This is a genomic window from Halobacteriovorax sp., assembly GCF_041587335.1.
Lineage (GTDB): Bacteria > Bdellovibrionota > Bacteriovoracia > Bacteriovoracales > Bacteriovoracaceae > Halobacteriovorax.
In genome coordinates this window covers 16,965-38,890 of the sequence record NZ_JBFGYP010000016.1, presented here as the reverse complement: position 1 = coordinate 38,890, position 21,926 = coordinate 16,965, and the positions used below count along the sequence as shown (strand labels likewise).

Genomic DNA, 21,926 nt, shown 5'->3' with positions numbered 1-21,926 from the left:
TTTTTTGAATAAAGAAAGTAGTTCTACTGACTTGTCCAACTCATCTTAAGTTTACTTACACAAACCAACTTCAACACTTTTAACTTGCTGTTATTTTGATATACTGAGTTCTATGACATTATTAATTGCATTTATCTTTATCAGTGTATTTGTCTCTTTTCTATGTTCTATATTAGAGGCGGTTGTTTTATCCATAACCCCAAGCTTCTTAGGTTCAATACAAGAAGAAGATCCAGGGCTCCATAAGAATATAACATTAATTCTTAGTAATATAGAAAGGCCCTTGGCCGCGATCTTAAGTCTGAACACCTTTGCCCATACTATTGGAGCAACGGGAGCAGGAGCACAAGTACAAAAGCTCTATGGAGAAAGTTATCTTACGGCCTTTTCAGTACTCCTTACTTTTGCCATTCTCATATTTTCAGAAATTATCCCAAAATCTATTGGTGCTAGGCACTGGAAAAAACTCATTCCCTTTGTAACGTTTATCCTACCTACATTTATCTTCTTCACATATCCGCTTGTACTACTAAGTCAGTTTATTTCAAAATCATTAAATAGTGACGATGAAGATAAGTTAACACGAGCTGAGATACATGCTGTAGCTGAAATAGGAGTTAAGGATGGTGCGATATTTCCTGAGGAGTACAATGCATTTAAGAGTATGCTCTCATTTCCAAAGAAGCCTATTAAGGACATTACTAGAAACTTGAGCGAAGTCTTTACCTTACCTCTTACTACGCCCACAAAGTCTCTAGTCACAGTTTTTAGAGATACTAAGTACTCACGAATACCTGTGTATGGTGAATTTGAATATGACATAAGAGGATATATTCTGCGCTCACAGGTTCTAGAGTCTCTTGCCTTAGAAGATAATAATGAGCTTAAGAATCTGTTAAAACCTATGCTTCAAGTCTCTGAGGATACAAAAATTAGAGATGTATTTAGAAAACTCATTGAGAGAAAAGAGCATATTGCTAGTGTACACGCTAATAGTGGAGAGCTCTACGGCATAGTTACTTTGGAAGACATTATCGAAGAGATATTAGGTCTAGATATCAAAGATGAGACCGATGATTAGTAAATCTAATCTCAGAAATCACACTATATAGGGCTATATCAATAAATTATTCACTATATATTGTGCCAACAAGGCGTGTTATTCCATATTTATTGTATAGAAGCACTGTTTCAATGTAAAATGTAAGAATGTTTTAGAAAAAAAAGTACGTTGCTGCAGGGGGTTTGACACGGCCCAACCCTTCGGCTGCTACTGATGCTTTGAATTCGTCTAGTTGTTTTTTTAGAAAATATCGAAAAAAACCACAATAATTTGTAAAATACAGCTTGATAATTTGCTCAAAATTGCTAATCTTTTAATAGGGACATAAAACACAATATCCAACAATCAAAGACACACACACCCTTTGGTAATGGTATATTCGACAAATTAACTCAAATTGGCACTGTCAATTCTCGGGTTCAATGCGCTCAGTTTTTTGCTTCTATATTTAATTAATGAAAACACTATATATAGGGATTGAAGAAATTTGGCCCATATAGAAACTACTTGTAACAACCGCATACACAATTAAGGAGGCATTGTGGATCCTATTCTCGCACCAAACGAAGACCGTTTTGTACTATTTCCACTGAAGTATCACTCAATTTTTGAGATGTATAAAAATCACATGGCCGTATTCTGGACTGCTGATGAGCTAGACTTTGCGTCTGACATCACTGACTGGGAAAAGCTAAACAACGATGAGCAACACTTCATCAAGCACATTCTAGCATTCTTTGCAGCTAGTGATGGTATTGTTAATGAAAACCTTGCACTTCGTTTCTACAACGATGTTCAAATTCCAGAAGCTAGATGTTTCTATGGTTTCCAAATCGCAATGGAAAACATTCACTCTGAAACTTACTCTCTTCTTATTGATACATATGTAAAAGACGCAAAAGAAAAAGATGAGCTTTTTCATGCTGTAACTCACTTCCCATTTGTTGAAAAGAAAGCAACATGGGCAATGAAGTGGATGCAATCTAAGAGATCATTTGCTGAGAGACTTATCGCATTCGCAGCAATCGAAGGTATCTTCTTCTCAGGATCTTTCTGTTCTATTTACTGGTTAAAGAAAAGAGGCCTTATGCCAGGTCTTTGTACTTCTAATGAGTTCATTAGCCGTGACGAAGGACTTCACTGTGAGTTCGCTTGTCACTTACACGAGCTACTTACGCCAGAAGAGCAATTAAGCAAAGAGACAATTACTCAAATTATTACTGAAGCAGTAGAAATTGAAAAAGAATTTATTACTGAAGCAATTCCAGTTTCATTAATTGGAATGAATGCAGATATGATGTCTCGTTACATCGAGTTTGTAGCTGACTACTGGCTTAGCAGACTAGGTTGTGAGAAATCTTACAACACTGAAAATCCATTTGATTGGATGGAGCTTATTTCTTTAGAAGGAAAAACTAACTTCTTCGAGAAAAGAGTATCTGAATACCAAAAATCTGGAGTTCTAGGAGACAGAACTCAAAACACATTCACATTAGACGCGGAGTTTTAGAAATGTATGTCATCACAAGAAGTGGCGAGAGAGAGCCTATCAAATTCGATAAGATCACGGAAAGAATTGAAAGATTAGCTTTTGATTTAGATCAACAATTCGTAGACCCTTCACTTATTACAAGTAAAGTAATCGAGGGGATCTTCGACGGTATTACAACTCCAGAGTTAGATAAACTAGCAGGTGAAACAGCTGCTTACCTATCAACTCAACACCCAGACTACTCAAAGCTAGCTGGTAGAATTGCCGTATCAAACTTACATAAAGAAACACGTGGATGTTTCTCAGAAAATATTAAAGAAATGTTTAACTTCGTTGACCCTGCAACTGGTTCAAAAGCTCCTCTAGTTTCTAAAGAGCTTTTCGATACAGTTATGGCAAACGCAGAACTTCTTGATAACGCTGTAGATGATAAGAGAGATTTCAACTACGATTATTTTGGTTTTAAAACTCTAGAGAGATCTTACCTACTAAAAATGAACGGTAAAATCACAGAGAGACCAGGTCAGATGTTAATGAGAGTTTCTGTTGGTATCCATATGAATGATATGGAAGCAGCAATTGGAACTTATAACTTAATGAGTGAGAAATACTTCACTCACGCATCACCTACACTATTTAACTCTGGTACTTCAAAGCCTCAGCTTTCTAGTTGTTTTCTTTTAACAATGAAAGATGACAGTATTGATGGGATCTACGACACTTTAAAGCAAAGTGCGCTTATCTCTCAATCTGCAGGAGGAATTGGACTTTCAATTCACAATATTAGAGCGAAAGGTTCGTTCATTAAAGGTACTAACGGTACTTCTAATGGAATCGTTCCAATGCTTAAAGTATTTAACGATACTGCAAGATACGTTGACCAAGGTGGTGGAAAGAGAAAAGGTGCATTTGCAATCTATCTTGAGCCATGGCATGCAGATATTTTTGATTTCCTAGAAATGAAAAAGAACACTGGTAAGGACGAAAACAGAGCAAGAGATCTATTCTACGCTCTATGGATTTCTGACTTATTCATGAAAAGAGTTGAAGCTGATGGAATGTGGTCACTATTTTGTCCACACGAATGTCCAGGTATGGCAGAAACTTACGGTGCTGAATTTGAAGCTCTATACACTAAGTATGAAGCAGAAGGAAAAGCTAAGAAAGTTGTTAGAGCACAAGACCTATGGTTTGCAGTACTTGAATCACAAATTGAAACAGGTTCTCCATACATGCTTTACAAAGATTCTATTAACGAAAAATCAAACCAAAAGAATCTTGGTACAATTAAGTCTTCAAACCTTTGTACAGAAATTATGGAATACACAGCTCCTGACGAAGTTGCCGTTTGTAACCTAGCTTCTGTTGCACTAAATATGTTTGTTGATGAAGCAACAAGAACTTACGATCACAAAAAGCTTTACGATGTAGTTTATACTGCAACAAAGAACTTAAATAGAATTATCGACATCAACTACTACCCAGTAATTGAAGCGAGAAACTCTAACATGAGACACAGACCAATTGGTCTTGGTGTTCAAGGTCTTGCAGATGCATTCTTCAAGATGAGATATGACTTTGAAAGTGCTGAAGCTCTTGAGTTAAACAACCAAATCTTTGAAACTATTTACTACGCGGCCCTTACGGCTTCGAAGGATTTAGCAGCAAAAGACGGTGCTTACCAAACTTATGAAGGCTCTCCAATTTCAAAAGGACAATTCCAATTTGATATGTGGGGAGTTAAGCCTACAGGTAAGAACTGGGACTGGGCAGCGCTTAAGAAAGAAGTTGCTGAGCACGGAGTAAGAAACTCTTTACTAGTAGCTCCAATGCCTACCGCATCTACTTCTCAAATCCTTGGAAACAATGAGTGTTTTGAGCCAATTACTTCAAACATCTACGTAAGACGTGTTCTTTCAGGTGAATTTGCAGTTGTTAATAAGTATCTTGTAAACGACCTTATCAGAGTTGGTCTATGGGATGATAAGATGAGAAATGAAATCATCGCTAACAATGGTTCAGTTCAAGCAATTGAAAGAATTCCAGAAGAGCTTAAAGGTCTATATAAGACAGTATGGGAAATTAGCCAAAAGACAGTAATCAATATGTCAGCAGGACGTGCTCCATATATTGATCAAGGTCAATCGCTAAACATCCACATGCAAGAGCCTAACTTTGGAAAACTAAGTTCTATGCACTTTTACGCATGGAAGTCGGGACTTAAGACAGGTATGTATTACTTAAGAGCTAGAGCAGCTGTAAATGCGGTTCAGTTCACAGTTAAGAACGATACTCCTGCAGTTTCAAACAAAGAAGATGCACAAGCAGCAATGGTTTGCTCTATTGAGAATCCAGATGATTGCGTAATGTGTGGATCGTAGATCCATATAGTAATGAAGGCTGAACCCATGAACTTAGGGTTCAGTTTCTATCTCTAAGGAAGTGTTTTTTTAGATGATGGAGGTCTCGTAGAGACAAGCGAAGGAATGCTCTACACGAAAGAGATTTTCAACCAGTTGCGAGCTGGAAGAAATAAGTTACAAGTAGAAGGCCCAGTTATTTATAGCTGGGCCTTTTTATTTTTAGTATTTTAAGAAATAGTCTTTCCTAGTCACATAAAAGTTTCCAACTAGAAAGACCTGGTCCACGGCGCATAGAAGACAGGTAAACTCCATCACTTGAACTTGACCAAGGAATAGTAAGTAGAATTAAAAGCTTGTGATAAGACTAGCTTACCAGTTTAACTGTTTTGAGAAAGCATTTATAACATTAATAGGAAGATCTAAAACTTCACCGATCTGATTTCCATAACGGCCACCAAGACCACCCCATTGATGTTTTGTAATTATTTTAGAATCCTTAATATCGACTGAGTTTTGAAATTGAACTTTACCATCAAAAACTATAATTTCAGTTTCACCAAGCAGAGAGTTTGCAATGAGTAAGTAATCAGTTCCACGAACACCGATACTCGCCTGTCTTGTATGAATAACTCCAGAGGACTTTTTCCCCTCAGAAGTCAGCCAGCGGACTCTCCCTTTAATAAAGTTAAATTGCTTTCCACTTTTTTCACCATTATCACTGAGGTCTAAATTTAATTCACCATTAGGCCCTAGGACAATACTATTGTTCCACTCTTTAATTTGTAATTTAACAAAACTCTTTGCTTTAGTTTTTAAAATTCCACTGGAGCTTATTGAATCTCCCTTACTCAATGAAACACCATTAAGAGAAACCTCGCCTCTTATCTTTACAATTTTTGCTGTTGGAACTGCGAAACTAAAGCTAGAAAAAACAAACAAAATGCATAAGATAAATAACTTCATAAAGTCTCCATAAATATTTTTTAATAAGTATATGCTCAAACAAAAGAATAAACAAATGTTGACGATCGGCACGCTAAGCGAAACAATTATAAGACACAAAAAAAGAGAGAAGCAAAATGAGAATTTTAATCTACTTAGGCACAATTGCGATTATGCTTATGGCGTTTGAAGTGAAAGCTTCATGGCAAGAGTTTGAGAGTGCACAAATAGATATTGCGCCATGGCTTTATGAAGAGTCAACTGACTTCAATGAGTGGACAGAGTACATCACTTTAGGAAGTTTAGAGTATCAAACCATAAGAGTTGAAGAAAAGACGTTAAGTTTTAAAAACTCAATAGTGGCCGTTGCTCAAAGAGTGACAAACTTATCAACAGTACCGTATTGCTTTATTATCGACGGAAGAAATTCTAAAAGTACAATAAACACATTTCTAAGAAGTGGCAGAACAATTCTCTCTCCAAATGAGACAGTAATTATTGGTGGCTATAGAATAAATCCTAATGGAAGAAATTGGCAGGCGAACTGGTCTTTTCAGGCCACAAAGAGATTAGAAAACTGTAGATAACAAACCTAGGCTGCACGGTCTTCATCGTCTGGCTGCTCAAGTTCTGTGTTGTCATAATTCTCAGGATGAACGTCTTGCTCTCCAAGAGACTGTTTTATAAGACCAATAGTGAAAACAATTGGAATTAAAAACCACACAGCGGTTATCAATACTTCTAAAGTTTCCTCTGCCATATTGCCCCCCAATAGTTTATTATATCATAAATACCAATAAGATAATCTCAAGATAAAAGGCTAACCTATGGAAATCATACTTGCTTCAACATCTCCCTACAGAAAGGAGCAATTAGAGAGGCTGACTAAGAACTTCAAATCACACGCCCCTGATGTGGACGAGGATGCTTATAAGAAAACGATTTCAAACCCAAAAGAATTAGCTGAAACACTCTCAAAGTTAAAAGCTCAAAGCGTACAGAAACAATTCTTAAGTGACTTCATCATTGGTGGTGACCAGGTCCTAAGTATAGATGGAAAAATACTTGGTAAACCCAAAACCGTTGAGAATGCTATAAAGCAACTTTCAATGCTTAGTGGGCGTACACACGAATTGATAACATCGACGACTTATCTCAGTGAAAGTTACATAGAAACAAATACAGTCATCGCTAAAATGAAGATGAGAGAATTAACATCTTCTCAAATAGAGAATTATCTTCAAAGTGAATCCCCACTAAACTGCTGTGGGTCTTATATGTTAGAGAATCAAGGTATCGCTTTATTTGAAGAAATAAACTGTAGCGACTATACAGCAATCATTGGTTTACCACTAATGAGTACTGCTAGTATCTTAATGAAAAATGGTTTTCCTATATTCTAGAATATTCAACAAACTTCCATGCTGGAGTCTTCTCTCCAGCAGCATGCTCAACCACTGACTCCTCAGTCCATATAGAATAGTCCACTTCAGGAAAGAAAGTGTCGGCTTCACCATCGAAGTCTACAAAACTTAGATACATTCTTTTGACTTTAGAAAGATATAATTTATACACCTCTCCGCCGCCAACAACTGCAGCCTCAGACTTACCTGAGTCGAGAAGATACTTTTCAATTTCTTCAACAGAATTAAAAACAACACAACCGTCTTGCTTATAACTTGTATCTCTAGTCAGAATAATAGTTTCTCTTTTTGGAAGTGGGCGTCCTATTGATTCAAAAGTCTTTCGACCCATAATCATAGACTTTCCAATTGTTAGGGCTTTAAAGTTTTTAAGATCTTCTGGTAGTCTCCACAGAAGTTCATTATTAAGCCCTAGCTCTCTATTATTTCCAAGTCCTGCAACGATGTAGTAATTAATCATTAAACCGCCACAGGAGCTTTAATATGTGGGTGAGGCTCGTAACCAACTAATTCAAAGTCTTCAAACTTAAATTCGAATATATTCTTAACCGCTGGATTAATCTTCATCTCTGGAAGAGCTCTAGGCTCTCTGCTTAATTGAAGTTCAGTCTGATCAAGGTGGTTAGAATAAAGGTGAGCATCCCCTAGTGTATGAATAAACTCTCCCGCCTCTAACCCAGTAACCTGGGCCATCATCATTGTAAGAAGAGCGTAACTAGCAATATTAAAAGGTACGCCTAGGAATATATCTGCTGATCTTTGATAGAGCTGACAAGATAGCTTTCCATTCGCAACAAAGAATTGAAAGAATGCATGACATGGAGGAAGTGCCATTTGATCAACAACACCTGGGTTCCAAGCTGAAACAATGAGTCTTCTTGAGTCAGGGTTGTTTTTAATTTGTTCAACAAGGTTAGAGATTTGATCAACATGAGTCCCATCAGGTCTCATCCATTTTCTCCATTGAGCACCATAAACTGGACCAAGATTACCATCTTCATCCGCCCATTCATCCCAGATAGAGACTTTATTCTCTTTAAGATAAGCGATATTGGTGTCGCCTTTTAAAAACCAAAGAAGTTCATGAATAATTGAACGTAGGTGACACTTCTTTGTTGTCACAAGAGGAAAGCCTTCACTTAAATCATAGCGCGACTGGTGACCAAAACATGAAATGGTTCCTGTTCCAGTTCTGTCTGATTTTTCAACGCCATTATCACGTACGTGTCTCATTAAATCTAAGTATTGTTTCATGTGCTCTCCCTTGCTGTGTATATTTCTATTTTCGTAGATTGACTGTCTATTGGCCATAAAAAGAGCATCTTTTTTTTAGACACATTCCAGTAAAATAATCCTTTAAAAACATATTTATATTAGTTAACATTTTCTATTAATATATTGGAGATAAAATGGTTACAAATGGAATTGAACAACTCTCTAGCGAGACGCATCTAAATAAACTTAAAGGGAATATCGCCCTACTATGCCACAGTGCTTCAGTAGATAAGACATTTAATCACAGTGTTCTCATTCTAAAGAACCTTATTGGAAAAAGACTTATTAAAATATTTGGACCTCAACATGGTTTTGTAACTGATGTTCAAGATAATATGATTGAAACAAAAGACTTCATTCACCCCTACTTCAAAATTCCTGTACATAGCTTATACGGAGAAACAAGAATTCCTACTGACGAAATGCTTCAAGGTGTAGACACTTTAGTTGTTGATCTTCAAGACGTAGGAACAAGAGTATATACCTACATCTCGACTCTTACCCTAGCGATGGAAAAATGTGCAAAACTTGGAATAAAAGTTGTCGTACTCGATAGACCAAACCCAGTTGGTGGTGAAATCATTGAGGGAACTATCTTAGAGGATGAATATAAGTCATTCGTCGGTAGATACCCAATGCCACAACGTCATGCGATGACTATGGGAGAAGTTGGTCATTTTGCAAAAAACAACTTCAACATAGATGTTGAATACGAAGTTATTCCTATGTTGAACTGGAAAAGAAATATGATGTGGTCAGAATGTGGACTACCATGGGTTAACCCATCACCTAACCTTCCAACACCAGTAGGCACATTAACATTCGTAGGAACTGTTCTATTTGAAGGAACAAAACTTTCAGAGGGCCGTGGAACCACTAGAAGCTTAGAAGTAGTTGGACATCCTGACATTGAACCTTTTGAATTTGTAGATTACCTAAATACAAAAATAGCTAGAGATAACTCATATATCTTTAGACCTGTTACGTTTCACCCTATGTTTCAAAAGCACGGAGGCGCAACTTGTGGCGGCGTACACATTCATCCACTTGATTGGCAAAAGTTTAGGCCATGGCGCGTCTCACAACTTCTATGCAGAGAATTTAAGAACTTCCTAGGAGATAAATTTGAATGGCAAGATGCACCATACGAATATGAGTACGACAAGCTGGCTATCGACCTTATAAATGGAACACGTACTGTGCGTGAATGGCTCGAGTCCAACGGGAGTTTGGAGGATTTACTAAGTTTAGAAAGTAAAGATTATGACGCATATCAAAGCATGCGAGATAACGCACTTCTTTATTAACTATTAACCGAACTCTTTAGATTATGCCTTTACATATCAGAGTGCTTTGCTAAACTTTTAAGACAATAAAATTCATACACAACAATATCAGGGAGAGATACAAGTGATTAACAAATCTCAATTAAAAAAAGTCTTAACAATTGGTGCTCTTGCAGCTTCATTAGCACCTTTAAGTTTAGCCGCTAAGCGTGAAGTTAAAATTGGAGCAGTTTTTCCAATGACTGGAGCTGTAGCAACTTACGGACAAGAGTCTGTAAATGGTATTAAGCTAGCCCTTAAGAAAATAAATGCAGAGGGAAAAGTTTCAATAGACTTAAAAGTTGAAGATAATAAAAGTGAGCCTCAAGAATCAGCAAATGCTGTTACTAAATTAATCACTTCTGACAATGTTGATGCAATCATTGGCTCTGTTGCCTCTTCAAATACACTTGCTGGAGCACCAATAGCTCAAACAAGTAAAGTACCTCTTTTAACACCAGCTTCAACTAATGAAAAAGTAACAATGACTGGTGACTTCATTTCTAGAACTTGTTTCACTGATGCTTTCCAAGGTGTTGTGATGGCAAAGTTTGCTTATGAAACACTTAAGAAGAGAAAGATGGCCGTAATTATTGATAACTCGTCAGATTACTCAAAAGGTCTTTCAAAAGTATTTAAAGCAAAATTTAAAGAACTTGGTGGTAAACTTGTTTCAGATGAAGACTTTGCTTATATTCAAAAAGATACTGACTTTAGATCACTTCTTAGAAAGGTTAAAAGAACTAAGCCAGATGCAATCTTTTTACCTGGTTACTATACAGAAGTTGGACTTATCCTTAAACAAGCACGTCAGATGGGAATGAATATGCCATTTCTTGGAGGAGATGGTTGGGACTCTCCTACTCTTCAAAAACTAGCAGGTAAGGCCGTAAGTGGAAATTATATTAGTTCTCACTTTGCTCCAGATGATAAAGATGAAAAAGTTCAAGCTTTTGTTAAAGAATACAAAGCAGAATATGGTCAAAACCCTGGTGCGATGGCAGCACTTGGATACGATGGTATTTTAGTTATGGCAGACGCTATATCTAGAGCAAAATCTACAAAGAATACAGATATTCAAGCAGCAATTCTAGCGACAAAAGATTTTGTTGGTGTAACAGGATCAATTACTATTGATAAAAATAGGAACGCAAAGAAAAGTGCAGTTGTTCTTGAAACAACTCCAGCTGGAAATATTTTTAATTCAAAAGTTAATCCTTAATCACATTTACATTATTTCAACGGGCCCAATGATTGGGCCTTTTATTTTTTAAAGGTTTATTATGAGTGAAGATACAATGTATTTTTTCTGGGACCTTGGCCAGTACCTAATCAACGGTCTAACCCAAGGAAGCATTTATGCCCTTATAGCTCTTGGCTATACGATGGTATATGGAATTATCAAATTAATTAATTTTGCGCACGGTGAGTTCTATATGATCGGTGGCTTCATCGGTTACTACTGTATAATGGGCGGTATGCCACTATATATGGCGTTCCCAGTAGCAATGCTTGGTTCAGGTGTCGTTGCAGTTATTGTAGAAAAAATTGTCTATAGGCCAATACGATCAGCGGGAAGAATCCCTGCACTAATTACAGCACTTGGAACCTCACTATTTTTCCAATACACAGGTCAATTAATAATTGGAGCAGACTCAAAAGCATTTCCAACAGCAATTGAGCAAAAGATGTGGTTCTTTGGAGAAATAATGATCTCAAACATTCAGGTCATTATTCTTGTAACAACTTTTATATTAATGATTTTCCTATGGTGGCTAGTAAATAGAACAAGAATAGGAAAAGCGATGAAAGCAACTAGTTATAACCACGACGCAGCAGAGTTAATGGGAATTGATACAAATAAAATTATATCTTTCACATTCTTCGTAGGTGCCTCTATGGCCGGTGCTGCAGGTGTCTTAGTTGGTATGTATTACAGTACAGTTGAGCCAATGATGGGACTAATCCCTGGACTAAAAGCATTCATTGCAGCAGTTCTTGGTGGAATTGGAATTATTCCTGGCGCAGTAATTGGTGGACTAACTCTTGGTGTAGCAGAGAATCTAGTCGTTGGTTTCTGGGAATCTACGTATAGAGACGGTATCGCCTTCTTAATCCTTATTTTAATCTTACTAGTCAAGCCTGCTGGAATACTTGGTAAAAACAGAAAGGAGAAAGTGTAATGTTAGAACTACTACTACACCTTACGATCCTAAGTGGAATAAATATTATATTAGCTGTTTCGCTAAACCTTATAAATGGAATATGTGGTCAGTTTAGCTTGGGTCACGCAGGTTTTTGGGCCGTTGGTGCTTACTCTGCTGCGGCTTTTACAGTATATGCTCAACTTCCAGTACCTCCAGAAGTGAATCTTATCATTGGCTGCTTCATAGGCTTTATTGCCGCTTCAATAGCTGGTCTAATTATAGGTGTACCTTGTCTTAGACTTAGAGGTGACTACTTAGCAATTGCTACACTTGGATTTGGGGAAATCATTCGAATTATCATTATGAATACTGACTCAATTGGTGGACCAAGAGGATTCAGTGGAATACCGAAAATTTCAAATTTCTTTTGGGTATACCTATTCGTAGCAATTACTATTATTATCATTGCAAACATCATGAGAGGAACTCATGGTAGAGCGATAATTAGTATTAGAGAGGATGAGATTGCTGCAGATTCAATGGGAATCTATACTTTCAAATATAAGACAATGGCATTTGTAATAGGAGCAGGCTTTGCGGGAACTGCGGGTTCTCTCTATGCTCACTACACTCAATTCTTACACCCTAATGGTTTCACATTTATGATGTCAGTAATTATTCTTCTAATGGTTATCCTTGGAGGACTAGGATCAATTACAGGCTCTATAGTTGGTGCAATAATTCTAACGCTTCTTCCTGAAGTACTTAGACTAATGGGAGAAACAATAAGTGAGTGGAGAATGGTAATCTATTCAGTTCTTCTTATTACACTAATGCTTCTTAGACCTGGAGGAATTTTTGGTAAACACGAATTCAACCCACTTAAATTCTTTAAAAAGAAAGGAGAAGTAGCGTGAGTACTCCTATTTTAGAAGTTAAATCAATTACAATGCGCTTTGGTGGACTAACAGCAGTAGATAACTTCAAACTTGCAATTAATAAGTCTGACTTAGTTGGTGTTATTGGCCCTAACGGTGCTGGTAAAACTACAATATTTAATATGATCACTGGGATCTATGAACCCACAGAAGGTGAAGTTCACTTAAATGGAAAGAATATTTCTGGTGAAAGGCCTGCTTTTATTACTCAACAAGGTATTGCTAGAACATTTCAAAATATCCGTCTCTTCAAAGACCTTTCTGTTTTAGACAATATCCGCCTGGCCGGTCACTTTAGAGCTGATTACGGATTATTTGCAAGTATCTTTAGAACTAAGAAATACCATAGTGAAGAGAAGCGTATCAGAGAAGAGTCTATTGAGTTTTTGAAGATATTTGGTCTACAAGACAAGCAAGACCTTCTAGCAAAGAACTTACCTTATGGTGAACAGCGACGCTTAGAGATAGCGAGAGCTTTAGCAACGAAGCCAGATGTTTTACTCTTAGACGAACCAGCAGCTGGAATGAATCCAAATGAAACAAAAGAACTTACTGAGCTCATTAGATGGGTAAGAGATAAGTTTCAAATAGCAATTCTTCTAATTGAACATGATATGAGACTTGTAATGGACGTTTGTGAAGAGATATACGTTGTAGATCATGGAGAGCTTATTGCTCAAGGTGAACCAAAAGATATCCAAAACAATCCAAAAGTTATTGAGGCCTACCTCGGAACAGATCAAGCATAAGGGTAAAAAATGAGTAAAGAAATACTACTAGAAGTAAATGATATGCATGTTCACTACGGTGCAATTCATGCAATACATGGAATAAACTTAAAAGTATATAAAGGTGAAATTGTAACTATCCTTGGTTCAAACGGAGCAGGAAAGACAACAAGCTTACATACAATATCGGGTCTACTCACTCCAAGCAAGGGAGAGATACTCTACCGTGGAAATAGAATTGATGGTGTAAAGGCCAATAAAATTGTAGGCCTTGGTGTTGCTCACTCTCCAGAAGGTAGAATGGTATTCCCAGACCTTACAGTTAAGGAAAACTTAGAAATGGGTGCTTTCCTTAGAAGAGATACTGAAAAAATAGAAGCTGACTATGAGTATATGTATAATCTCTTTCCTAAACTAAAAGAGAGATCCACACAGCTTGCTGGTACGCTTTCAGGTGGAGAACAGCAAATGCTTGCGATAGCACGTGCCTATATGTCAGCTCCAGACCTTCTACTTTTAGATGAGCCGTCTCTTGGAATAGCACCAATTCTTGTACAAGCTATTTTTGATGCAATTGTTGATCTAAACAAGCATGGAATGACAATTCTCTTAGTTGAACAAAATGCATATGCATCATTAAAAATTGCTGACAGAGGCTATGTACTTGCAACTGGAGAAATCTTTATGGAAGGTCCAGCTAGTGAGCTAATAACAAATGAAGAAATACAAAAAGCTTATCTAGGTCACTAGATAGCATTTAAAATATCAAGGGCCCTAGCTAGGGTCTCTTGATCTTTTGCAAAACAAACCCTTACAATTTTTTGATCCTCAGGCGCATTTTCATAGAAGCCAGAAATTGGAATTGTAGCAATTCCATGTTCTTCAATAAGCTTAAGACAAAAATCTACATCACTAAGTTTTGAAATATTACTATAGTCTAGGAGACAAAAATAAGTACTACTAGGGTTTATAACTTTAAACCTTGACTCTTTTAGACCATTGACAAGGAAATCTCTCTTTTCTTTATAGAAGTCCCCAAGAGATAGAAATGTCTCCATCTTTTCACTCAAAAAGTCGGCAAGGGCCATCTGAGCTGCTGTAAAAGTAGAAAAAGTTATGTATTGATGTAGTTTTCTAACCTCTAGGGTAAGACTAGGTTTGGCAATTAAATAGCCTACTTTCCAACCAGTCATATGACATGATTTTCCAAAACTATAGACACTAATTAATCTCTCTTCTAGAGAAGACAAACTCCTAGGGTTAAAGTGGTATTCCTCATCAAAGCAAATTCCCTCATAGACTTCATCACTGAGTAAGATAATATTCTTATCATCAACCATCTTACTTAATTCGATCCAATCAGATTTCTTAAGTCTTGTCCCTGTGGGGTTATGTGGAGAATTGATAATGATCATTCTTGTCTTATCAGAAATAGTTTCTTTGATTTTTGAAAATGGAAGAGAAAACCCATCCCCTACTAAGTTTAATCTCTTAGCACTTCCACCAGCAAGCTCAATCGCTGGCACATAACTATCATAGCAAGGATCAAAAACGATCACCTCATCACCTTTACTTACGAAGGCCAATATACTTGCAGTGAGAGCTTCTGTTGCTCCAGAAGTAATTGTAATCTCTGTGTCAGCATTGATGACATGTTTATATTTCTTATTGAAGTAGCTAGCGATACTATTTCTTAATTCAGGCACTCCAGTCATAGGTGCGTATTGATTAAAACCTTCCTCAATGTAATGACAGATTCTATCCTTTAAGAAGCTATCTCCATCAAAGTCAGGAAAGCCCTGGCCTAGATTTAGTGCTCCTAGAGCATTAGCTTTAGCTGTAATAGTAGTAAAGATTGTTTGACCAACATTTGGGAGTTTAGAATTAAATTTTATCATCCATAGATTATAATGAATAAAACCCTAAGTGCAAATATCTCAATAAAAAGGCCCTCAATTAGAGGGCCAAGTGATTATTCTTTTTTCTTTTTTTCTAGGAGTACAGGGTAGGCCGATTTAATATATCGTTTAGTCACCCTATCAAATAAACTATCTGTCTCATTTGGCTCATACTTCTGATCATCAATATTATCTAGAATTTCATTATTTCCAGACCCGTAACCTGAACTATATCCCGATCCCGAAGAGCTACCAGAGTTTGAACCAGACCCATAGTTAGAACTAGAACTTCCTGAGTTATTATATCCTCCGTAGCTACTTCCTGAAGATCCCGAACCAGATCCCCAGTTGATACCAGAGTTTGGATTCTTCTTCTCATCACTATCTCTAGAAGACTTACCTAGCGCAGAATTAACACCACTAGAAGTACTCAGCCCACTCTTACCACTAGTACTTGGAGAATAAGAAGCGAAAGCATTTGCTTTATTCTTAAGCTGATCTCCAAAGGCGCTATCAAGTGATGCTTTGTAATCAGCAAGAGCTGTATCTTTCTTATATTTAATTCTATTATCAATCAGCTTAGAAACTCTTTCCGCCTCTGCTTTTTTTACAGCACTTAAAGTACTTCCAGAATTAGAATCATTTAAACTTGCTCCAGAGTTACTAGAGTCATTCCCAAACAGGTTATCCATAAATGAACCAGAAGAAGCCGTTCCATACTTACTAGACATAACTCCTAGTAGTGATCCACTAACATTTTTAATAAACCCAGCGGCTTCTCCCTCAACGTCACTATTAGTATTTGAGTTACCAATTAATCTCGACTCAAGTCCTAAGTTAACATCTAGATCTGCTACGTTCTTATCATGATTAGCATCAACATCAACCAAACAACCTTCATTCTTCTCATAAACAGAAGCAACTAAATCAAAGTACGCCTTTGCAACGCCTGTAACTTGTAGCATTCTTAGAGGCTCTATTGCCTTACCAATTGGAACTCTAACTTCATAATCATCTTGTTTTTCACAGTACTGAGGAAGTCCACCAGCAAGGGCACCTTCTCTAGATTTTGTAAGATAGTCATCGTTAGTAATAAGACTATTCTCTCTCAATGGTACTTCATGAGAATACTTTCTAAAAAGCTCTAGTGTCTTATAATATTCTTCCTGGCTAGTTTGCCCATCTTTAGCTTCTGACTTAACAAGAGGGTTTATGGACTCTTGCCCAGTTCTGTAGTCAAAGTATTTAGAGAAGACACCAAGTTTATCTAAACCTTTATCTTCACCCTTACTCTCAAAATTACGATATGTACTATTCTCTATAAGTAGCTTATTAACCTTAGCTAATTTAGGAAGCATCTTTCCTCTAATAGTTAAAGCTTTGTAAGGGTAAGCTGGGTCATGTAGGAAATCGATGACTTCATCTTTTTTAATATCTCTTACAAGCCAGTTATTTTCAGAACAGTTTTCATTGTGAGCACAGTACCATACAGCATTTTGACCAGCATGGGCAGCATCACTAAGATCGACTTCATATTGTGCCGTCATATCTTTGATTGTTTTTATATAAGCAATCTGAAAATTCTTTGTTAGCCTTTGATTCTTAAAAGCAGCTGATTGAATATCTAAGCCTAGGAACATATTCTTTTCCACGCCCTTATCATCTTCAGGAGTATTTTCTTTCTTATCTACTTTTTGTAAATAAGCTATATAGGCCTTATATTCACCAGCAGTGAAATCTTCTGCCGTTTTGAACTGAGCATAAGCTTCTTTATATTCAGTACGATATCTAACAACAGTGTCGTGTAGAATTTTAGTTAAATCGTATGTTGAAGGTCTCGGCTCAAGAGCACTTGCGCTAGAACCTTCAGAATTTTCATCATCTTCTGTAACAACTTCAATTGAACTTACAGCATCACTCTTACCATCTACAAGAGTAAATAGGTTTTCGTAATTTCCTAGCTCAAAGAAGTACTTATCCATTAAAGTATTTACTTCATCTGGAATAGTTGGGTTACAACTTGCACCTGATCTAATTCCTTGTGCCATATTAGCAAGCTTAGTTTCATCATCTAAAGCAGGTGGATCAAAAGGAGGAACATTACATGTCTTATCTTTTGGATCGTAATATAGGCCATTACAGCAAGTATCTTTTGAACTAGTTGTTTGCCCCGCAAGAGTACAAAGCTTTCTCTTCCAATTTATAGAGACTTCAAATTTAGCATGACAAAAGTTTTGAGTCTCAATCCCCCATCCACCGTCAAGACCTTTGTTTCTTGGGCTGTAATCAATCGCACTTGCATTTCCACCAGGGTTACACTTCGCAGGTCCAATCTTATTTATAAGCTTGAGGTCTTTAACATATGAAACTTCTTTTTGAGGGTCTGGTTCATCAGTTAGTTTTCCAGACTTATCAACTTTAACTGCAGAAACTTTACAAAATTGTTTTCCACCACTCTCATTCTCTTCACCATTACAAACGACACTTACCTTTTGAGTACCACTCTCAGCGATATAATCTGTTAAATGCGGTTTTGGAACACAAGTAGGTCTAAATCCACACTTAGGATCTTTATATTGAATAGCAAACTCACCATGACATGAATTTGATACCCAGATAGTATTATCATCGTTGATACCGTAAGTACTTCCTTTGACACATGATGATCTAGACTTCTTCTTTAAAAGATAAACATTTCCAATTTTTCTATTTTTGAAATCGTCTTGAGTAACATCACACTCATTTCTGATATAACAATATGATCTACACTCTAATTTAATATTCTTTGTTTGGTCATCATAGTCACAGCTATTTAGTATAGGATTAGATTTTTCAGAGAACTCATGTGGTTGAGTCATATACTGATAACACTGATATCTAAAATCATTAACACATGAGTCAGTCATATTTGTCTTACAGCTACTATCTGAAAGCTTAAGTCTATCTACACACTGATCCATTGTATAAAGAAGTAAGTCTTTCTCAGCAGGAGCAGCATTGTTACACTGACCCTTTACGTTTGATTCTTTTTCCCAAGTATATCCATCTTGAATACATTTACACTTTGTTTCTATGAGGTTCTCATAAGACTCAATCTCAGAAGGACTCATAGAGTCTTCTCCACTTTGCCCCATCTCATTTTGAATAGTGAACATAACACATCGCTCTAGCAGCACTTGTGTCTGATCGCCATTTAACTTTGAGAGCTGAGTTTTGTAGTCAATATTAGTTGCAGGATCAATATAGTTATCTAATGGATCAATAGCTCCACTAGAGTCCTGAGCAAAACTAGATATTGCAGTAAAGAAAACCATAAATAAAAGAAGATGCTTTTTCATAAAATCCACCTAAAAGGCATTAAAGTATTAAAATATAGTTAAATTTTAACATTAGATTAAATTTGTTGGAACGCCTTATAAAATACGGATAGATTTTTCCGTATTACTATAATATTAACAACAAGTTAGACTAACTAAATGAAAAAAATTAACGTGATACAACTGTCTTTAAAAGTGGGCATTAGCTGTTTTCTACTTAGTCTCCTTTCTCACAATATTTTGGCCTCCCAAGATAGCATTCGATTTGTCTGTGAAAATACTCAAGTAAAGAACGGTGTTATTAACTCTTTTCATAAGAATCAGGAGATTACAGTCTCAACACCAGGTAACTTTACTCATTTTACCTCAAGTGACTCACAATCTTTCTACGAATACAAAAATGGTGTTTGGAAGTGGAACGAGGGAGAGGGAAATTACTCTATTAACCTCACTGAACTAAAAAAGAATCTAGATCTAGAGTCTTACACATATAAATTACGATATTTAACAGAAGATGATCTTTCAAAACTAGAGTTCTCACCAATTCTTTTAATAAATGATAAAACGAAAGTCTCCTATCCAAAGATATCCGTTGAAACAATTGATCCAAGATTACCTATTCATAGAACATGGAGACTCCCTAAAAATATAAGAGCAATTACAAGCGCTAATTATTATATTGAATATAATGATAAGTACTCACTACTCACGCGAATAATACAGAGCTTAAATAGTGCTTTTCTAAAAAATACAATTAGCTGTAAGAGGTTTGAAAATAATAATCAAAAAGTTAAGTCTTTTGGACTGGCAAAAGACCTTACAAAATCACCTAACTTATGGCCAAAGAGCTTGTTGCCTTTAAAAGCGAGTATTCAGCAAATTTTAATAGATTCTTTCTTAAGTAAAGATAATGATGAAAATCAAATCAAAAAGAATATAGAATTCTTTAGTGATATTCATCTAGCAAAAAGGCTTATTCACTCTTCAGTAAACCTTGAGAAGTTATCTAAAGACACTAGAGTTAAAAAAATCAACAATCTAAAAGAAATTCTCAAAGAAAAAATATCTTTCAATACCAAATCCAAAATAAGAAGAATTTTTAGTAAAGAACATAGAGTTGGTTTAGAGGTAATAGATATTCCAATCGACACGACAAAGTTTGCTGATGACAGAGATGCCTTTAAACCAAATAAGTATCTAGACATGGCTGTATTATCTAGAGTGTCTTTAAACAAAGAAAATGATAATTACTATTTTTATTTTTATAACGACAAAGATGACTCGCAAATAGAAGTAGGGCCCTTTAAGTTTAAAAATATATACTGGAAGTCTTTTAATAAGAACTTATCGAGCTGTACAGAAAGAGTAATGAAGTACTTTAACGAGTACGAAAGAAAATCATTTGTCTTCACTCGTTCTGAATCACTACCAATTAATGATGAACTTATCCTCTATGAAAGAGAGCATAAGAAATACCCACTTAAAGAAATCATTATCACTAACAACTGCCGTGGCCCAGGAAGTATTGAATTTGAATGGCCTGGAATTATGAAGACTTACTTTCAATTACCAATGCCAATTATGGATCAAATCTATAAGAAAATGACTAAAACAGAGAACTCTTTTTTTGATTTAGGAGTTGAGAGTAGAAACTCTTCTTTTTACCAAAGAATATACAAAGATATAAATTACTCTCCTGGTATAAAAAATAAACTAGTATCGTTGTGGTCAAAGTATTTTGAAAGTGACTATAGATGGTATGCAATAAATGACTTTGATAAAGCAACTGAGGAATGTTCAATTACAGATATAGAAAGTGATCTAGCGAAAACCTCAGAAACTGAAAAAGAAGTAAATTTTAAGTATGAAATGGGAAGAATTCATTATGATCAATTCCCTGTCGAAACAAGAATGAAGTCAGGTTACAATAAAATCAAAACGCCACTAGTGTATGTTAAAACTCCATGTAACGAAGAGCAGGCCAAACAGTCGCCTCCAAAACATTTCTATCCACCAAAACCTCTCTACGACACAAATAGTCTGAAGTATTGGAAATCTAAAACTTGCTCATTTGCTCCTATTAACTTTTTTCATTATAAAGATCTTCTCGACTATCAAGTACACCTTTCAATGTTTGAAGTTGATGGTGTTTATACAGGACAAAATAGAGAATCTAACCCTCAAGAAACGACAGCACATGATCTATCTCTACTAAAGAATGACAAAGTACGTGTGAACTTTGATTTCAAAAATGCTTATAGCTTTAAAAAAATGCATATTTCGAAAAAAGATAATTTATTAAATATTCGATTATCAGGAAATAAAAACTTCAACTTAAAACTTGGAAATATTGATCTTAGTAAACTAAGAGAAAGCTCAAGTAAGAGAGTATTTAAAAGCGAATTTAGGCCTTGGGCGACAGACAAAGTGAAAGGAATATACAAACTGATTGGGATTAATCCTTTTGACTTAAGTTCCTACTACTCTGACGATCCAAGGAGTTCAGTTGAAACATATGCACTTTTTTATAATGATAACGGAGAAATCTTAAACCATCACTCACCTTCTATAGGTATTGAGCAATGGTTTCTAAGGCTTCGAGGGAATAAATTAATACTAGATCTAATATCTCATGAGAGGATAACACCAGTGGCCAGAATAGAGTCTGAGCTACCTGCTAACTTTCTTCTTTAACAACCTTGTATTCGGCTTCAAAAATGTCCCCAGAAGGTGCCTGCTGCCTTCTGCGACTCTCCTCATGATTACTACGGTTATTATTTTGATAAGCTCCATTAGCTGTGGCCTTCTTGCTTAAGTAGCCACGAAGGAGCGATCTCATAAATGTGTAGAGAAAGTAAAAGAAGATTAATTTAAGTATGAATTGAATAAACATATATTTCCTTTAAGTTATTTAAACAACGCAGCAACTAATTAGTCAAATTGTCTTGAAATAATTCACTAAAGTACGTGATTTACAGTAATTAGTATCTTTTCGCCTTGTATGTAAGATGGTA

General features: G+C 36.1%; 19 protein-coding genes. 12 read left to right on the top strand and 7 right to left on the bottom strand.

What is annotated here, in order from left to right:
* Window positions 1–112 precede the first annotated feature (112 nt).
* From ABX784_RS04400 to ABX784_RS04390, 3 genes are all read left to right on the top strand, one after another.
* The gene (locus ABX784_RS04400; RefSeq protein WP_372653057.1) at window positions 113–1,081 is read left to right on the top strand and encodes a CNNM domain-containing protein; all 969 of its coding nucleotides are present in this window, start codon (window positions 113–115) and stop codon (window positions 1,079–1,081) included.
* A gap of 523 nt (window positions 1,082–1,604) precedes the next feature.
* A complete protein-coding gene (locus ABX784_RS04395; protein WP_372653053.1) occupies window positions 1,605–2,573 on the top strand; it encodes a ribonucleotide-diphosphate reductase subunit beta in 969 nt (322 codons plus the stop codon).
* Window positions 2,574–2,575: 2 nt separating this feature from the next.
* Window positions 2,576–4,936, top strand: a complete 2,361-nt coding sequence (locus ABX784_RS04390) for a ribonucleoside-diphosphate reductase subunit alpha (protein ID WP_372653050.1) — start codon at window positions 2,576–2,578, stop codon at window positions 4,934–4,936.
* 351 nt (window positions 4,937–5,287) lie between these two features.
* Here ABX784_RS04390 and ABX784_RS04385 read toward each other — a convergent pair whose 3' ends face one another.
* On the bottom strand, window positions 5,288–5,881 hold the full coding sequence (locus ABX784_RS04385) for a FecR domain-containing protein (RefSeq protein WP_372653047.1): 594 nt from the start codon (window positions 5,879–5,881) through the stop codon (window positions 5,288–5,290).
* Between the two features lie 116 nt (window positions 5,882–5,997).
* On the opposite strand from ABX784_RS04385, the gene ABX784_RS04380 reads away from it, so the two are divergent.
* Window positions 5,998–6,447, top strand: a complete 450-nt coding sequence (locus tag ABX784_RS04380) for a hypothetical protein (protein WP_372653044.1) — start codon at window positions 5,998–6,000, stop codon at window positions 6,445–6,447.
* 5 nt (window positions 6,448–6,452) lie between these two features.
* Here ABX784_RS04380 and ABX784_RS04375 read toward each other — a convergent pair whose 3' ends face one another.
* Entirely contained in the window at window positions 6,453–6,620 is a 168-nt protein-coding gene (locus tag ABX784_RS04375) for a hypothetical protein (RefSeq protein ID WP_372653041.1), read from the bottom strand.
* Window positions 6,621–6,687: 67 nt separating this feature from the next.
* Between ABX784_RS04375 and ABX784_RS04370 the strand changes: the two genes are divergently transcribed.
* Window positions 6,688–7,263 (top strand): nucleoside triphosphate pyrophosphatase, encoded by a 576-nt coding sequence (locus ABX784_RS04370; RefSeq protein WP_372653038.1) that lies wholly within the window; start codon window positions 6,688–6,690, stop codon window positions 7,261–7,263.
* Here the strand turns inward: ABX784_RS04370 and ABX784_RS04365 are convergent.
* A complete protein-coding gene (locus ABX784_RS04365) occupies window positions 7,253–7,744 on the bottom strand; it encodes a dihydrofolate reductase (protein WP_372653036.1) in 492 nt (163 codons plus the stop codon). The genes ABX784_RS04370 and ABX784_RS04365 overlap by 11 nt on opposite strands.
* Window positions 7,744–8,538, bottom strand: a complete 795-nt coding sequence (locus tag ABX784_RS04360) for a thymidylate synthase (RefSeq protein WP_372653030.1) — start codon at window positions 8,536–8,538, stop codon at window positions 7,744–7,746. The genes ABX784_RS04365 and ABX784_RS04360 overlap by 1 nt, the downstream gene beginning before the upstream one ends.
* 155 nt (window positions 8,539–8,693) lie before the next feature.
* On the opposite strand from ABX784_RS04360, the gene ABX784_RS04355 reads away from it, so the two are divergent.
* The 6 genes from ABX784_RS04355 (at window position 8,694) to ABX784_RS04330 (ending at window position 14,447) form a co-directional block, all read left to right on the top strand.
* On the top strand, window positions 8,694–9,866 hold the full coding sequence (locus ABX784_RS04355; RefSeq protein ID WP_372653028.1) for an exo-beta-N-acetylmuramidase NamZ domain-containing protein: 1,173 nt from the start codon (window positions 8,694–8,696) through the stop codon (window positions 9,864–9,866).
* 103 nt (window positions 9,867–9,969) lie between these two features.
* Complete coding sequence (locus ABX784_RS04350) at window positions 9,970–11,106, top strand: ABC transporter substrate-binding protein (protein WP_372653025.1); 1,137 nt, start codon at window positions 9,970–9,972, stop codon at window positions 11,104–11,106.
* A gap of 61 nt (window positions 11,107–11,167) precedes the next feature.
* Window positions 11,168–12,067 (top strand): branched-chain amino acid ABC transporter permease, encoded by a 900-nt coding sequence (locus ABX784_RS04345; RefSeq protein WP_372653023.1) that lies wholly within the window; start codon window positions 11,168–11,170, stop codon window positions 12,065–12,067.
* Complete coding sequence (locus ABX784_RS04340; RefSeq protein WP_372653021.1) at window positions 12,067–12,948, top strand: branched-chain amino acid ABC transporter permease; 882 nt, start codon at window positions 12,067–12,069, stop codon at window positions 12,946–12,948. The genes ABX784_RS04345 and ABX784_RS04340 overlap by 1 nt, the downstream gene beginning before the upstream one ends.
* A 32-nt stretch (window positions 12,949–12,980) precedes the next feature.
* Window positions 12,981–13,718, top strand: a complete 738-nt coding sequence (locus ABX784_RS04335) for an ABC transporter ATP-binding protein (protein WP_372653059.1) — start codon at window positions 12,981–12,983, stop codon at window positions 13,716–13,718.
* 9 nt (window positions 13,719–13,727) lie between these two features.
* On the top strand, window positions 13,728–14,447 hold the full coding sequence (locus tag ABX784_RS04330; protein ID WP_372653019.1) for an ABC transporter ATP-binding protein: 720 nt from the start codon (window positions 13,728–13,730) through the stop codon (window positions 14,445–14,447).
* Here the strand turns inward: ABX784_RS04330 and ABX784_RS04325 are convergent.
* Together ABX784_RS04325 and ABX784_RS04320 are read right to left on the bottom strand one after the other, a co-directional pair.
* Complete coding sequence (locus tag ABX784_RS04325) at window positions 14,444–15,595, bottom strand: methionine aminotransferase (protein ID WP_372653017.1); 1,152 nt, start codon at window positions 15,593–15,595, stop codon at window positions 14,444–14,446. The genes ABX784_RS04330 and ABX784_RS04325 overlap by 4 nt on opposite strands.
* A gap of 74 nt (window positions 15,596–15,669) precedes the next feature.
* Complete coding sequence (locus tag ABX784_RS04320) at window positions 15,670–18,933, bottom strand: DUF3011 domain-containing protein (RefSeq protein ID WP_372653015.1); 3,264 nt, start codon at window positions 18,931–18,933, stop codon at window positions 15,670–15,672.
* A 138-nt stretch (window positions 18,934–19,071) separates the two neighbouring features.
* Between ABX784_RS04320 and ABX784_RS04315 the strand changes: the two genes are divergently transcribed.
* Window positions 19,072–21,606, top strand: a complete 2,535-nt coding sequence (locus ABX784_RS04315) for a hypothetical protein (RefSeq protein WP_372653013.1) — start codon at window positions 19,072–19,074, stop codon at window positions 21,604–21,606.
* Here the strand turns inward: ABX784_RS04315 and ABX784_RS04310 are convergent.
* Window positions 21,590–21,805: a hypothetical protein gene (locus ABX784_RS04310; protein ID WP_372653010.1), complete on the bottom strand. Its 216-nt coding sequence runs from the start codon at window positions 21,803–21,805 to the stop codon at window positions 21,590–21,592. The two genes, ABX784_RS04315 and ABX784_RS04310, sit on opposite strands and share 17 nt — an antisense overlap.
* Window positions 21,806–21,926: the final 121 nt, after the last annotated feature.